The sequence below is a fragment of the Sphingobium sp. DN12 genome, from assembly GCF_051058005.1.
GTDB classification, from domain to species: domain Bacteria; phylum Pseudomonadota; class Alphaproteobacteria; order Sphingomonadales; family Sphingomonadaceae; genus Sphingobium; species Sphingobium yanoikuyae.
The window spans coordinates 4,703,714-4,719,123 of the sequence record NZ_CP173717.1; the positions used below are offsets into that span (position 1 = coordinate 4,703,714).

11 protein-coding genes are annotated in these 15,410 nt (G+C 65.7%); 2 read left to right on the top strand and 9 right to left on the bottom strand.

The genetic code is table 11. From position 1 onward, the window contains the following. Positions 1–25 precede the first annotated feature (25 nt). The 6 genes from ACI6S0_RS22420 to ACI6S0_RS22445 all read right to left on the bottom strand — a co-directional run bounded on the left by ACI6S0_RS22420 (position 26) and on the right by ACI6S0_RS22445 (position 6,382). Entirely contained in the window at positions 26–544 is a 519-nt protein-coding gene (locus ACI6S0_RS22420; protein ID WP_136186331.1) for a sterol desaturase family protein, read from the bottom strand. Positions 545–659: 115 nt separating this feature from the next. Further along, the gene (locus ACI6S0_RS22425) at positions 660–1,400 is read right to left on the bottom strand and encodes a TorF family putative porin (protein ID WP_004210057.1); all 741 of its coding nucleotides are present in this window, start codon (positions 1,398–1,400) and stop codon (positions 660–662) included. Positions 1,401–1,671: 271 nt separating this feature from the next. Next, positions 1,672–2,967, bottom strand: a complete 1,296-nt coding sequence (locus ACI6S0_RS22430; protein ID WP_434404394.1) for a mechanosensitive ion channel family protein — start codon at positions 2,965–2,967, stop codon at positions 1,672–1,674. Then, complete coding sequence (gene metC, locus ACI6S0_RS22435) at positions 2,964–4,172, bottom strand: cystathionine beta-lyase (RefSeq protein WP_434404395.1); 1,209 nt, start codon at positions 4,170–4,172, stop codon at positions 2,964–2,966. Before metC ends, ACI6S0_RS22430 begins: the two co-directional genes overlap by 4 nt. Continuing rightward, entirely contained in the window at positions 4,169–5,017 is an 849-nt protein-coding gene (sseA, locus tag ACI6S0_RS22440; protein WP_434404396.1) for a 3-mercaptopyruvate sulfurtransferase, read from the bottom strand. The genes metC and sseA overlap by 4 nt, the downstream gene beginning before the upstream one ends. A 66-nt stretch (positions 5,018–5,083) precedes the next feature. After that, complete coding sequence (locus tag ACI6S0_RS22445; RefSeq protein ID WP_434405992.1) at positions 5,084–6,382, bottom strand: hypothetical protein; 1,299 nt, start codon at positions 6,380–6,382, stop codon at positions 5,084–5,086. A 109-nt stretch (positions 6,383–6,491) separates the two neighbouring features. Here ACI6S0_RS22445 and queF point away from each other — a divergent pair, with 109 nt between their 5' ends. Beyond that, positions 6,492–6,944 (top strand): preQ(1) synthase, encoded by a 453-nt coding sequence (gene queF / locus ACI6S0_RS22450; RefSeq protein WP_434404397.1) that lies wholly within the window; start codon positions 6,492–6,494, stop codon positions 6,942–6,944. Between the two features lie 333 nt (positions 6,945–7,277). Further along, entirely contained in the window at positions 7,278–9,926 is a 2,649-nt protein-coding gene (locus ACI6S0_RS22455) for a M1 family metallopeptidase (RefSeq protein ID WP_434404398.1), read from the top strand. Positions 9,927–10,044: 118 nt separating this feature from the next. Here the strand turns inward: ACI6S0_RS22455 and ACI6S0_RS22460 are convergent, their stop codons facing one another. The 3 genes from ACI6S0_RS22460 to ACI6S0_RS22470 form a co-directional block, all read right to left on the bottom strand. After that, positions 10,045–11,115 (bottom strand): phytase, encoded by a 1,071-nt coding sequence (locus tag ACI6S0_RS22460; protein WP_434405993.1) that lies wholly within the window; start codon positions 11,113–11,115, stop codon positions 10,045–10,047. A gap of 11 nt (positions 11,116–11,126) precedes the next feature. Beyond that, positions 11,127–12,527, bottom strand: a complete 1,401-nt coding sequence (locus ACI6S0_RS22465; protein WP_434404399.1) for a fibronectin type III domain-containing protein — start codon at positions 12,525–12,527, stop codon at positions 11,127–11,129. 76 nt (positions 12,528–12,603) lie between these two features. Continuing rightward, positions 12,604–15,405 carry a TonB-dependent receptor gene (locus tag ACI6S0_RS22470; protein WP_434404400.1) on the bottom strand — a complete coding sequence of 934 codons (2,802 nt, stop codon included), beginning with the start codon at positions 15,403–15,405 and terminating at the stop codon, positions 12,604–12,606. Positions 15,406–15,410: the final 5 nt, after the last annotated feature.

The window sequence follows — 15,410 nt, forward strand, 5'->3', positions numbered from 1 at the left end:
TACTTCCCACCGATGTCGCGCGGATCTAGTCCCGCGTGCCGGGCTGCCAATCCCTTGCGGCGCGCACGCCGGCCCGGCCGCGCCGCGCCAGTTCGCGTTTCAGGTCCGTGGGATGGGGCGCGATCAGGAAGCCGAAGCTGACGGTCCCTTCCTTGGTTTCGACCGCATGGTGCAGCCGATGCGCCTGGACGATCCGCTTCATGTAGCGCGAGCGGGCGACATAGCGGTGGCGCACCCGCTGGTGGACGATGATGTCGTGGAAGCCGAGATAGATGGCGCCATAGGCGGCGACGCCGGCGCCCACGGCCGTCGCCCAATTGCCCCAGCCCCATTGCACCCCACCCAGCAATAGCAGGATGGAGGGCATGGCGAAGATCACGAAATAGAGGTCGTTGGCCTCGAAGAAGCCGGTCCGGGGGCGGTGGTGGCTGGCGTGGAGGAACCAGCCCGGCCCATGCATCACCCAGCGGTGCATCACATAGGCAAAACCCTCCATCAGCGCGATCGTGACGACGAAGAGCAGCAGGAGGGCGATCGGAGGCATCGGCGCCTTATAGGCAGCGGCGCGGGCCAAGGCGACCCGTAAACACCGCATATAGGAAAGGGCCGCGATCCCCCCTGGAGAGCGCGGCCCTGTTCATCCCCGAAGGGAAGGCGGATCAGAAGGAGGCGGTGAGCGAACCGAGCACGCCGGCCTTGCTGATATTGTGGCCTGCCGACGAATAGAGCGACTTGTCGGTGTCGACATAGGACACGCCAAAGGTCAGGTGACCCCAGGTGTAGGTCGCGCCGATATTCCAGTCGGTATATTCCTTGCCGATGGTCAAGTAGCTCGGGCCGAAGCTGTGGCCCAGATGCGCCGACACGCCCAGCGGGGTGTTGGGGATCGAGGCCGAGACGTCGCCAGCGAGGTAGAGATTGTCTTCCTTGCCATTGCCGACGGTCAGCGCCTTCGCCTTGGGGGCGTAGTTGGCGGTCAGCTTGGCGGTGGCTGGGCCGAACGTGCCCTTGATCGAGGCATAGGGCTCGACGAAGTCGGTGTTCGCACCGGCATTGCCCGGATAGTAATAATAGAGAACGCCGACGTCGATCGTCGCGCCGCCGACCGTGGTCGAATAGCCGCCGATCAGGTCGAGTTCCTGGTCCGAGCCGTTGGCGACATATTCGTCGATCGAGCTGCCCCAGGTCGAGACATAGAAGCCCGATTCATGGGTGACGGTGATGCCGCCCTGCAGCGCGAACTTCTTGTTGGTCTGCGAAATGCCGCGGAAGCGATAATCGCTGACGACGGCGGCATTGCCGGTGACGGTCACCGCGGGAGCGGGCTCATCCTGGGCCATGGCGGGTGCCGACAGCGCAACAAGAGCGAAGGCCGAGAGGCCGAGAATGGACTTACGCATGATAATCCCCTTGATGGTTCTGCGATCGTCCCGCCTGCGTTCAGGCGCCTGCCTCTATGCTTCCCCCAGGGGAAGTGGGCCAGCTTGCCTCAACAAGTTTGGCCATGCCTGCGCGCGCTGCGGCGCACAAGATATTATTGCTGTTTCATGTCTTTTACGTCTTTTATTGTTGCTACGACGCAACAAGGTGCGCGACTGGGTTCGCCGGATGTGCGATGTATCTATATGATAAGGCGTTACTATTCGGATATTCGAACCCTGTCGCGGTCGCTCAGGACGGGGAATGGTCCGAAATGTCGGGCTCATTCATTGCTGGATCATGTCTGTCCTGCGGCTGCCGCAATTCGATAATCTGGCGCGGATAGGGGACGATGATGCCCTGTGCCTGGAACTTGTCCAGCACCCGCATCAGCACGTCGGATGTCACGCCGCCCACGCCATTTTCCGGATCGTTGATCCAGACGCGGATCTCATGCTCCAGCCGATATTGGCCGAGCGCGGTCAGCCATACCTTGGGCTCGGGATGCTTGAGCGCGCGCGGGCTTTCCTTGGCCGCTTCCAGCATCAGTTGCTGGGCCAGCGCGATGTCGCTGTCATTGCTGATCCCCACCGGGATGCGGACGCGGATATTGCGGTCGGAATAGGACCAGTTCTCCACCTCCTGCGTCATCAGATTTTCGTTGGGGATGAGATGCTTCTTGCCGTCGCGGGTGATGATCGACACGGCGCGTACGCCGATCTTGCTGACCCAGCCGAAACTGTCGCCGACCGCGATCACGTCACCCGGCTTGATCGACCGGTCCATCAGCAGGATGATGCCGGCGATCAGATTGCCGACCGTCTTCTGCAGGCCGAAGCCGACCGCCAGGCCCAGCGCCCCGGAAAAGACGGTGAAGGCGGTGAGGTCGATGCCCAATATGTCGATGCCGATGAAGAAGGCGGCGATGATGACGGCGATGCCGGCCAGCTTCTGGCCCAGCAATTTCTGGGTCGGGTCGAGATCGGGCGCCTTCTGGATGCTGCGCCGGATCAGCCGGTTGGCAAGGCGGATGCCGGCAAGCAGTGCAACCAATGTCGCCGCGACCGACAATAGGTCGAGCAGGCTGATCCGCCGCTTGCCCAGCGTCAGTGCGACATCGTCGAGCATCGAGCCTACCGGCGCGATCCCGCCGCTGCTGCCCGATATCACCATGACGAACAGCAGCAGGGCGAGCGGGGTGATCGCCCAGCGCGGGAAGCTGAGCGCCTGCAGCAGATGCAGCGCGAACAGGGCGACGGCAAAGGCGAGCGCCGCGCCCAGGATCAGATGGGCGATGCTGTCCGCCGGCCACAGCGCCAGCGCCGTCGCGAACAGCGGCGCGCTGATCGCATGGCGCAGCATCGGGCGGACATGGGTGGATGCCAGTTCGCTGAGGGCAGGCAGGCGCTCGCGGATGCGCGGGGCCAGCAGCCGCGCCAGACCATAGGCCATGGCATGGAGCAGCAGCGCGATGCCGACCGCGATCAGCGGCTGGGTGATGTCCGCATTGCCCGGCAGCCGGGCCAGCCATGCGGACAATTGCGTCATCCGCGGGCAGCCCGGAAGCGGGCGAGACCGGCGTCAAGGTCGGCGATCAGGTCGGCGGAATCTTCCAGCCCGATCTGCAGCCGGATGACCGGCCCTTCAGCTTCCCATTGGGGCGCGGTGCGATAGCGGGCGGGATCGACCGGCAGGGCCAGGCTTTCGAACCCGCCCCAGCTATAGCCGATACCGAAATGGGCGAGCCCGTCGATCAGCGCGGCGCGGGCCGCCTCGTCCCCGCCCTGCAGCACGAAGCTGAACAGGCCGGTCGAGCCGCTGAAATCGCGCGCCCACAATTCATGGCCGGGGCAGTCGGGTAGCGCCGGGTGCAGCACGCGGGCGACATCGGGCTGCTCGGCCAGCCACTGCGCGATCTCCAGCGCGCTCGCCTGATGCTGGGCCAGGCGGACGCCGAGCGTGCGCAGCCCCCGGCTGGCGAGCCAGGCATCGTCGGGGCTGGTCATCTGGCCGAACAGATAGGCAGACTGGCGGACCTTCGGGAACAGCGCCGGTGTGGCAGTGACCGACCCCATCATCACGTCGCTATGGCCGACAATATATTTGGTGCAGGCGAGGATCGAAATATCGACGCCATGGGCCAGCGCCGGGAAGAAAAGCGGCGTCGCCCAGGTATTGTCGAGCAGGGTGACGATGCCGCGATCGCGCGCGATCGCGGTGATCGCCGGCACGTCCTGCACCTCGAAGGTCAGGCTGCCGGGGCATTCCAGGAAGATGGCGCGGGTGCGATCGGTCAACAGGTCGGCGATACCGGCGCCGATGGTCGGATCATAATAGAGCGTCTCGACGCCGAAGGGCTTCAGCACCTGTTCGCAGAAATTGCGGGTCGGGTCATAGGCGCTGTCGACCATCAGCAACTGGTCGCCCGGCCGCAGCACCGTCATCAGCGCGCAGGCGATCGCCGCCACGCCCGAGGGGAAGAGCATTGTGCCCTCCGCGCCCGGCTCCATTTCGGTCAGCGCATCGGCCAGGCTCCAGCTGGTCGGCGTGCCCTTGCGCCCGTAGAAGAGCCGCTCATGCGTGCTGCTGCCGGCCGCCTTCCGCAAATGGGCGACATCGTCATAGAGGATGGTGGAGGCGCGCCACACGCCAGGGCTGACGATCGCGCCGGGTTGTCCCGGCATGCCGGTCCAGTCCGCGCGGCGGCCGGCCTGCGCCAGCCTGGTCAGCGGCCTTCTGCTGTCCTCGCTCATGCGGCCGGCCCGGTCGCCTTGGGCGTGGCGGGATCGAACCCCCATTCCGACCAGCTGCCATCATAGAGGCTGACGTCGCGCTTCCCGAGCGTTTCGAGCGCCGCAAGGATGATCGCCGCGGTCACGCCGCTGCCGCAGGTGGTGATGATCGGCCGGTCGAGATCGGTGCCGGCGTCGAGCAGCAGGCGGCGCAGTTCCTCACCCTGCTTCAGGCTGTTGTCGGCGCCGAAGAAGGCGGAAGAGGGGATGTTGCGGCTGCCGGGAATATGGCCCGACGCCATGCCGGGGCGCGGTTCCGCTTCGGCGCCGGTGAAGCGGCCCGCGCCGCGCGCATCGAGCAGCTGCGCCGTGCCGCTGTCGAGATTGGCGAGAATGTCCGCCTTGCTACGCACCTGCGTCCGGTCGAGCCGGGCGACGGCATTGCCGGGCGCGATGGCGGGCATGCCGCTGTCTACCGGGCGACCTTCGGCGACCCATTTGGGCAGGCCGCCGTCCAGGATCGCAGCCGATGCGCCCAGGCCATAGACGCGCATCATCCACCAGCCGCGCGCCGCGCTGTGGGTCGGGCTGTTGTCATAGATTATGATGCGGCTGTCGGCGTTGACGCCCAGCGTCTGCATGCGCTGCGTCATCAGCGCGTCGGGCGGCAACTGGCCCGGCACCGGATCGGCGGGATCGCTGAGGCTCGGCAGGTCCATGAAGGCGGCGCCGGGAATATGGGCCGCGTCGAACTCGGCGCGCGGGTCGCGCGGCGTGCCGGGCAGGAACAGGCTGGCGTCGAGAATGACGAGATCGGGCTTGCCGATTTCGCCGGCCAGCCAGTCGGTGGAAACGAGAATGTCCATGCGGCCCCTTTTGCCTTGTCCGGCAGGCACTTTAGGAGCGCCTGGCCGGACAGGAAAGGGAAATGCTCAGGCCGGTGGCACTTCGGCGGCGGCGCGGGCGGCCGGCCGGCGATATTGGCGCGGCCCCTGGTCGAGGCGGAAGGGCGACAGGCGCTCGGCGGGCGGATCCTGTTCCTGGCCGACGATGAAGGCGCGGCCGGTGCGGCCGGTGCCTTCGGGCGCTTCCTCATCCTCGCCCCAGCGATAATGGGCGTCGAAGGCGGCGATCGGCACCAGCAGCGACCGTTCGCCCATCGTCACCGGCACGATCTCGTCCTGCGCCAGGCGCAGCTCGTTGGTCATGCGCACGGTTTCGCCCGGCGCGATCGAGACGATCGAATGCAGCGGCATGCCGGTTTCGCCACCGAAGAAATGGCGCAGCAACGCATCCTGCTGCGCGCCTGCATTGCCCAATATGCCGCGCACCATGATGTCGCGGGCCGGGCGATCGCCGCGATTATGGAGCAGCAGCGTATAGCCGATGGTCACGCCGATCAGCGAGGAGCGGGCGAGGCTGATGTCGAGGCCCAGTTCGATCCAGGGGCGATCGCCGGCGTCGCTGGCCGGCGCCGATGCCACGGGTTCGGGGGCAGGTGCTGGCGTGGGCGCAGGGATGGGCGCGGGAGCAGGTGCCGGAGCCGGCGGCGCGACGGGGGCCGGGGCGGGTTGGGGCGCTGCCGGGGGTGGCGCGCTCGCCGGCGTGGTATCGACGTCCACCGCGGCACGACGGCGCCGCATCAGCAGGAAGCCGGCGATCACCGCCAGTGCGGCGATGGCGGCGGCGATCCAGGGCCAACTCAGCCCCTGCGCTTCGGTTGCCGGGGCGGGTTCGGCAGTCGTGACGCTGTTGTCGGCCGTGACCGGCTCGGGCGCGGGCAGGGCGGCCGGCGGCGGCGTTTCCACCGCATTGGCGGCATTGTCCGGTTCCGCCACGGTGGGCGCCGGACTGGCCTGCGCCGGCATGGTGTCGCGCGCGGCCGGGCGTTCGGTGGGGGCGGGCGTGGGCGTCGTACGCGGTGTTTCGGTTCGCGTCGGCGCTGGCGCTGGTGTCGGGCGCTGCGATGCGGGGGCAGGCGTGGGCGCGCGCTGGGTCGGCGCCGGCGTCACCGTGGGGGCGACGATCGGCGGCAGCGACGGAGTGGGCGCCGGGGTCGGCGTTGCCGTGCCCCGGAACACGTCGAGTTCGGGGCCTTGACGGCGCGGGTCATCGGCCGGCGGCGGCGGCGCGGCGCGCTGCAGATTGACGACCGGATCGCTGCCGGTGGCTTGCTGTGCCAGCGCGGGCGTGACTGCCAGCAGCGGCAGGGCGGAAAGGAACAGACGCATAGACCCCATGGCCCTGCCAAGGCAGAAATTTTGCTGAACGCCAGATGAACGGATGGCCTTGCGCGCCGGACCGATGACAAATTGCGTGCAATCGACTACATGCGCCCTCATGACCGATACCCCGCTCCATCTCGGCCGCGCCAGCATCCTGCCGCAGCGGCCCGAGGACGCCGTCCTCGACTATGTCCCCAATCCCCGTCCGGGCAAGCCCTATCTGGTGCGCTTCACGGCGCCGGAATTCACCTCGCTCTGCCCGGTGACCGGGCAGCCCGACTTCGCCCATCTGGTGATCGACTATGCGCCCGGCGCGACGATCGTCGAATCCAAGGCGCTCAAGCTGTTCCTGGGCAGCTTCCGCAACCATGCCGGCTTCCACGAGGATTGCACCGTCGGCATCGGCGAGCGGCTGTTCACCGAGATGCAGCCGATCTGGCTGCGCATCGGCGGCTATTGGTATCCGCGCGGCGGCATCCCGATCGACGTCTTCTGGCAGTCGGGCGAACCGCCCGCCGGCCTGTGGCTGCCGCCGCAGGACGTGCCGGGCTATCGCGGCCGGGGATAAGTTTCCATTTCATCCTCCCCTGTAAGGGGAGGTGGCTGGCCGAAGGCCAGACGGAGGGGTGTCGCCCTCTCGATAGAAGTGACACCCCTCCACCATTTTCTGCGCAAATGGTCCCCCTCCCCTTGCAGGGGAGGATGAGCGAGACCTTGTTCGCTGACTAGGGACGAGCAAGCATCTGCCCTTGTTGGACGAACGCGCAACAGGTTTCGACCAACGACATTCTCTTGCGGATAGTTCACTTGACCCCCCGCGGGAAAGGGCCGATCCGGTTTGCATGTTGCGCGTGACTATGTCTCATTGCGCCATCCAAGCCGTATCGGAGTGCCTTCCCCCATGCCCTTGTCGAAAATCCTGCCGTTCCTGATGGCGGCCGCGCCGCTGGCGATCGCCGCGCCCGCGCTGGCCCAGACCGCGCCTGCCGGCCCCGCCGCCGGCGTCACCACCCAGCTGCCCCGTGGCGCCGCGCCCAGCCATTATGCGATCGAAGTGACGCCCGATGCGGCGAACCTCAAATTCACCGGCAAGGTGACGATCGATGTCACCGTCGCCACGGCCATGCCGGCGCTGGTGCTCAACGCCGCCGACCTGGCCGTCTCCAGCGTCACCTTGACCCCGGCCAAGGGCAAGGCGATCACCGGCACCGCCAAGGTGGATGCCGATGCCCAGACCGTCAGCCTCGACTTCGGCAAGCCGGTCCAGCCGGGCAGCTACAAGCTGACCATGGTCTATGCCGGCATCATCAACCAGCAGGCTAATGGCCTGTTCGCGCTCGACTATACCGACAATGAAGGCGCGGCGAAGCGCGCGCTCTTCACCCAGTTCGAGGCGCCCGACGCCCGCCGTTTCGTGCCGAGCTTCGACGAGCCGAGCTACAAGGCGACGTTCGACCTCAGCGCCGTGGTCCCGGCGGACCAGCTGGCGGTCGGCAACATGCCGGTCAAGGCGACCAAGGACATCGGCGGCGGCAAGAAGCTGGTGACCTTCGGCACCAGCCCCAAAATGTCCTCTTATCTGCTCTTCTTTGGCCTCGGCGAACTGGACCGCGCGACCAAGATGGCGGGCAATACCGAAGTCGGCGTCATCACCGGCCGGGGCAATACCGGCAAGGCGCAGCTGGCGCTCGATGCGTCGGCGGCGATCCTGCCCTATTATAACGATTATTTCGGCGTGCCCTTCCCGCTGCCCAAGCTCGACAATGTCGCGGGTCCGGGCCAGAGCCAGTTCTTCAGCGCGATGGAGAATTGGGGCGCGATCTTCACCTTCGAACGCACCCTGCTGGTGGATCCGCGCTTCACCTCCGAAGAGACCAAGCGCGCCATCTATGAAGTGGCCGCGCATGAAATGGCGCATCAGTGGTTCGGCGATCTTGTCACCATGGCCTGGTGGGACGATCTGTGGCTGAACGAGGGCTTTGCCAGCTGGATGGCGACCAAGGTTACCGACAAGCTGAACCCGGAATGGGAAGCCCTGCTGTCGCGCGTCGATGGCCGCGAGCGGGCGATGAGCCTCGACGCGCTCAAGACCACCCACCCGGTCGTGCAGAAGATCACCACCGTCGATCAGGTGAACCAGGCGTTCGACGCCATCACCTATCAGAAGGGCGAGGCGGTCATCACGATGCTCGAAGGCTATGCCGGCGAGGATGCGTGGAAGGCAGGCATCCAGTCCTACATGAAGAGCCATGCTTACGGGAACACCGTCACCGACGATCTGTGGAAGGCGGTCGAGGGCGCGGGCGCCAAGGGGCTGGTCAGCATCGCCCATGACTTCACCAGCCAGCCGGGGATCCCGCTGGTCAAGGTGGAGAGCGCCCAGTGCCAGGGCGGCAACACCATCCTGACGCTGAGCCAGGGCGAGTTTAGCCGCGACGCCAAGGACAAGACCCCGCTCAAGTGGAATGTGCCGGTCAAAGCGCAGGTACAGGGCGGCGAGGCGCAGCGCCTGATCCTGCAGGGCAATGGCCAGATCACGCTGCCGGGTTGCGGCGCCTATGTCATCAATGCGGGCCAGACCGGCTATTATCGCTCGCTCTATCCCGCCGCCAATATCCAGGCGCTGGCCAAGGGCTTCAGCCAGCTGTCCAGCATGGACCAGACCGGCCTGATGGCGGACAATTTCCAGCTGGCGCTGGGCGGATACCAGCCGATCGGCCTGGCGCTCGACTTGGTCGACGCCGTGCCGGTCAATGGCAGCCCGGCCGTGCTGGCCGAAGTGCCCGGCTATTTGAAGAGCAGCTATGACATGCTGGAGGGCGACGCCGCCGCGCAGGCGAAGGTCGCGGCCTATGCCTCGGCCAAGCTGACCCCGGCGCTGACGGCCATCGGCTATGATGCCAAGGCCGGCGAAGGGCCGCAGGTGCCGGTACTGCGCACCAGTCTGGTCGCGACGCTGGGCAGCATGGGCGACAAGGGTGTGGTGGCCGAGGCCAACCGCCGCTTCGCCGCGCTGGCGACCAACCCGGCCGCGCTCGACGGGCCGCTGCGCAATGTCTGGCTGGGCATCATCGCCCAGAATGCGGACCAGGCGACCTGGGACAAGCTGCGCGTCATGGCCAAGGGCGCGCAGAGCGATCTCGAAAAGAGCACGCTCTATGCGCTGCTCGGCAAGGCGAAGGACGAGAAGCTTGGGCAGCAGGCTCTGGATCTCGCCCTGACCGACGAGCCGGGCAAGACCACGAGCGCCGCGATCATCGGCCAGGTGGGCGTTGCCCATCCGATGCTGGCGGTCGACTATGTGCTGGCGCACAAGGCGCAATATGAGGCGCTGATCGACGTGTCGGCGCGCAGCCAGGCGCTGGCCCGTCTGGGCGGCGGATCGGCCGACCCGGCGATGGTGACCAAGCTGGACGCCTATGCGACCCAGTATCTGACGCCGGAATCGCGCAAGGTGGTCGACCGCTCGATTGCCGCGATCAAGACCCGGATCGAGACGCGCAGCCGCCTGAAGGCGCCGACCGCGGCCTGGTTCGCGGGCAAGAAATAGGGCTTGCCTCCCCTCCCTTCCAGGGAGGGGCCGGGGGGTGGGTGGCGAGCGAAGCGAGCCTCCTTCGGAGGCTACCCACCCCTAACCCCTCCCTTGAAAGGGAGGGGGACAAGGCTGCTTATCGGGGCAGGTTCAATGCCCTGGCGATGTCGTCCCAGGCGACCAGCTTGAAATTCTGCGCGGCCGCCGCGTTATGGCCGTCCTGCGCGATGAACAGGCCGCCGGGATAGGCCGGGCCGAAATCGCCCAGCATCAGCTCGATGCCGTCGGTTTCCTCCGACCCGCCAATCGCGCCGTCGACGACGCGGAAGCGGCCGATATAGCTGTCGTCGGACAGGCGATAGGCGACATAGGCATTGTCACCCTGGCTGGAGACGAGGACATAGCCGTCCTTCTCGCCGATCGGCGCGATGGCGACACCTTCGGCATCCATGACCAGATTCTTGCCATCCGCCGACGCGATCTTCGTGGCCGTGGCGGCGCCAGATGCGCGCGCGTCGAAGCGCCACAGGCCGACATCTTCCTCCGCGACATAGAGGATGCCGGTGCGGTCATCCACTGCGCAGCCTTCCGACTGGGTGCCAAGCTTCATGCTGCGGACGATCCGGCCGGTCGGCGTGGTGCCGGATGCGTCGAGCGCGACCTGATTGATCGTCCCGTCTTTCAGCACGATGAAGGCGTAGGTCGCCTCCGGTGCCTTGTACAGGCAGATGCCATAGGCCTCGCCCTTGCCAGCATCGACCTTGCCCAGGGCTGTCAGTTTCGCTGTCACGCTATCGAGCCGGAACAGGGCAAGCTTGGCATTGGCGACGTCATTGCGGTCCGACGCCACGACCAGGATGCCGGCCTGGCCGTTCACCGCCACGCCATCGCGCAGGTCGACATTGTTGACCCGGCCGGCGTCGAGGAAATCGCGGGTCTTGCCGTCCAGGCCATAGACATAGAGGCCGGCCTTCTTGTCAGTGCCGACGATCAGGCTGGCGGCCGGATTGGCGGCATTGCGCCAGATTGCCGGATCATCCGCCGCATCGGCATTGGGCGTGCCGACCGGCGTAGTTTCACCGCGCGCGGTGACGGTCACGGCCGGCGTGGCGTTGGCGATGCGTACTTCGACCGGCGCTTCCGTCTCGGCGGTGGTGCAGGCGGCCAGCGCGAGCAGGCTGGTGAGCGACAGGAAGAAAGGCTTCATCACGATATTCCTCATTTGCCGCGCGCGACGCATTTGCCGCCGTCGGGACCAATGTTGCCGGTGCAGGTGCGCACCGCGATGGTGGGTTCGCTGGTGTCGCTCAGGTGATTGCCGTCCGCCCGCTTTGTGAGGTCAAAGCCGTCATAGAGCTTGCCCGACGCGGTATAGGTGCGGAATTTCAGGCGATCGCCATCCACGTCCACGACTTGATAGAGTTCGGTCGCTTCGGCGGTCTTGTCCGGCTGGGTGCGGGCACGGTCGTTGAGGCCGTACATCTTGGAGCCTGTGACCGAGACGAGATAGACCGGCCCCTGGATCGCGCCATTGGCCCGCGCCTGCGCCGATGCCTCGCGGCCCGCTTCCGACGTCAGGCGGCTGTAGCAATGGTCATGGCCCTGCAGCACCAGATCGACCTTGCGCTTGTCGAACACCGGCTTCCACGCGGCCTTCACCTCGGACGTGTCCTGCGGCCGGGCGCAGGTGAAGACGGGCTGGTGGAACAGCACGACATTCCATTTCGCCTTGCTGGACGCGAGGGTGGCGTCGAGCCATGCGGTTTGCTGCGCCATGGTGCCGAGGTCGATCGCCGACGTGCCGTCGAGGATGATGAAGCGCACCCCCTGATAATCGACATAATAGGTGGTCTTTAGGCCCGGCACGCCATTGTCGGGCAGCGCGAACTGCAGCGGGAAATAGGGGCCGAGCGTGCGGCTTTCACTGCCGTCGGGCTTCACCACATCGACATATTCATGATTGCCGGTCGCCGGCAGTTGCGGGACGATCGACCAGTTATAGGCGCCAGCCTGGTTGAACTCGCCCCATTCATCGTCATGGTCGAGGTCGTCGCGCTGCGCGGCGAGGTCGCCGGCATGGGCGACCAGCTCGATCCCGCCATTGGCGTGGAAGGCCTGGCGGATGACGCGGCTGGCATAGGTGAGGATGCCGTTCTGGATGTCGCCCAGATAGAGGAACCGGAACGGCCTGGCCTCAGCCGCCGCAGTGCGGAATTGCAGCCACTCGCTCCAGCCCGCGCTGCCCTTGAGCCGATAGGCATAGACGGTGTCGGGGGTCAGATTGTCGAACCGGATCTGGTGGTAAAGTGCCGGGCCATTGGCGCTGTCCTTGGCCATGCCGGCGGCGCCGGTCACGGTCCTTGCCTTCTCCTCCAGTGTCGGGCCGTCGACGGAGATGGCGATCTGCGCTTCGCTGCCGGTCTGGGTGGCATCGGTGCGCCAGGCGACAGCCATGCCGTGTGACGGATCGGCGGCGGGCGTCAGCATGATCCGGTCGGGTAGGCTGCGTGCCGCATAGGGCGTGCCGGCGGAGCGGGGCACGGGCGGGCTGGCGGTCGGCTGGGCGGAGAGCGGCGCGGCGCTCGCCATCAGCAGCATGGTCAGGAACAGTCGGGACATGGGCGTCCTTTCCGGGAAAACGGGACTTGCCGGCCGCGCAAGGGCGCGACCGGCAAGCAGGGGGCATCGAACGGGATCAGAAGCTGGCGGTGACGCCGAACTTCGCGGTCCAGTTATATTCCTCATATTGGAGCAGGCGCTTGCTGCCCTCGAAGTTCTGATAGGCGAAATATTTGGCGTTGTTGACGTTGACCCAGTCGGCGAACAGGCGGACGCCAGGCAGGATCTTGTACTTCGCGCTCAGATCGAGCTGGAAGTGGTTGTCGACAATACGGTCGGTGTCCGGACCGTCGCCGATCTCGTCCAGATATTTGCTGCGATAGGTGCCGGCGGCGCGCAGCGAGATCGGACCCTTTTCATAGCCCAGCACCGCATTGAAGGTGTGACGCGAAGCATTGGGCAGGCCGATCTTGCGGGTATAGGCGTTATCGTCCCCGTCGTAGCTGGTGATCTTTCCGTCGGCGTCGGTGAAGGTATAGTTGAGGTTCACCAGGAAGCCATCGAGCGGCGCCGGTAGGAAGTTCAGAACCTGGCTGAACGAGAGTTCGACGCCCTTCACCTTGGCGGTGTCGCCATTCACATAATAGGATGCCTCGCTGTAGGCGACGCCATTATAGACGCCGTCGTCAAAGTCGCGGACCTGCGCGCTATAGTCCTTGATCGACTTGTAGAAGAGGCCTGCGCTCAGCGCGCCATTGTTCGAGAAATACCACTCGGCCGAGGCATCGAAGTTCCAGGCGCGATAGGGTTTGAGGTCCGGGTTGCCGAATTCGGCGGCATAATCCTCGTCGAGGATGAAGCGCGGCGCGAGCTGCGACAGCTTGGGACGGACCAGACTCTTGTAGGCGGCGGCGCGGAACACCAGGCCCTGGCTCGGTTCGAACCGCGCGGTCAGGCTGGGGAGCCAGTCGGTATAATGTTTGGTGAAGCCATTGGGCGTCGAGATGACGCCAGTGGCTTCGCCTTCGTCATCCAGCTCATATTCGGTGACATTGCCACGCAGCACGTTGCGGGTCTGCTCCATGCGGACGCCGCCGATGATGCGGACCTTCTCACTATCCCAACGGCCGAGCAGATAGGTGGCGAGGATATCTTCCTTCGCGCTGTAATCCTGCGCTGCCGATTCATAGGCGCTGGTGATCGGGTCGAGTTCGAATTCACCGATATTGTTGTAGAAATAGTCGGTGGCCTGGCCCTTGCCGGGCAGCGGGCCTAGATCGGACAGGCGATAGGTCTGGGCGCCCAGCACATCGGCCAGATCCAGATCGGCATCGCCATAATAGTTCATGTTGAAATTATAGCTCTTCTTGCGCCAGCGGGCCTTCATACCGGCCTGCACGGTGAAGGTGCCGCCGTCGGTGGCGAAGGCGCGCGAAACATCGCCCTTCAGCGCATATTCGCGGTCGCGCGAGTCCGACAGGGCAGTCTGCTCGACGCGGTTGAAGCTATATTCCGACGGGTCGTTGAACAGGTCGGCGCCGCTGGTGACGTTGAAGGTCGGCACGCGCGGATCGGAATAGTTGAAGCCGACATCGACTCCATCGCCGTCGAACCGGGCGCGCCAGCGGATCGGGTCGATCGATCCCTTTTCCTTCTCGGTCGATTCCGACCAGCTACCCGAATAAGTCAGCTTCCACGGACCGGTTTCGGTGGTGCCGCCCAGCACCAGCGACTTGATGCGCTGACGCTCGAAACGATCCTTGAGATCGCGGCGCACTTCGATGCGGCCATCCTCATCGGTGAAGTTGGCGCTGTCGGCATCACCCGAAGCGGGCTGCTCATCCAGGACGAAGGTCAGGCGGCGACGATATTCATGGTCTTCAAACTGGTTGTAGATGCCGCGGGCATAAAGCTTGGTGGTGTCGGACGGCTTCCAGTCCAGGTTCAGCGTGCCGCCGATGCGCTTACGCTGAACGTCATAGTCGCGATATTCCAGCGTTTCGGCATAGGCGATGCCGTCGTCGCTGGTGGTCCAGTCCGCAGCTTCGATATTGTCGGTCTCGAACTTGCGCTTGTAATAGCTGAAGCCGCCTGAGACGCCGAAATTGTCGCTGAGGCGGGTGGCGAAATCGACGCTGCCCTTGGGCGTCACGGCGTCGGCATAGTCGTTATAGCTGCCTTCCAGCTTGACCGAATAGAGATCCTTCTTGCGGTCGAAGGCGCTGGTGGTGTTGATTTCGATCGAGGCGCCGATCGTGTCGGCGTCCATGTCCGGGGTCAACGACTTCTTCACTTCGATCGATTCGATCAGTTCCGAAGGCACGACGTCCAGCGCGACCGAGCGGACATCGCTTTCCGGCGCGGGCAGGCGGGCGCCGTTGACCGACGCGGCATTGAGTTCCGGGTCGAGGCCGCGGACCGAGACGAAGCGGCCTTCGCCCTGGTCGTTCATGATGTTGACGCCGGGCAGGCGGCGCAGCGATTCGGCGACATTCTGGTCGGGGAACTGGCCGATCGCGTCGCGGGTCAGGACGCTTTCGACACCGTCGGCCGCGCGCTGACGCGACAGGGCCGATGCCTGGTTGGCGACCTGGCCGACGACGATGATCGACGCGTCGACGTTCGAACCGATGCGAATGTCGGCATCGACGTCACCGGTGGCGGGCACGACGACGGTGGTGCGCACCGGATCAGCGCCGGTGTAGCGGGCTTCGATCGTGTAGGTGCCCGGTGCAACGTCGGGGAAGCGGTAGGAGCCGTCACGGCCGGCTTCGGCGATGCGGCCATTTTCGACGATGCGGAGCTGGGTCGACTGCAGCGCGCGGGTGCCGGTGCCGTCGGATACGGTGCCGCTGATGGTGCCGGCCAGGGCGGCGACGGGCATGGCGGTGGCAAGGATGATCGCGGCGCGGCTCGCGCCACGGAACAAGGTCTTCATGGTGA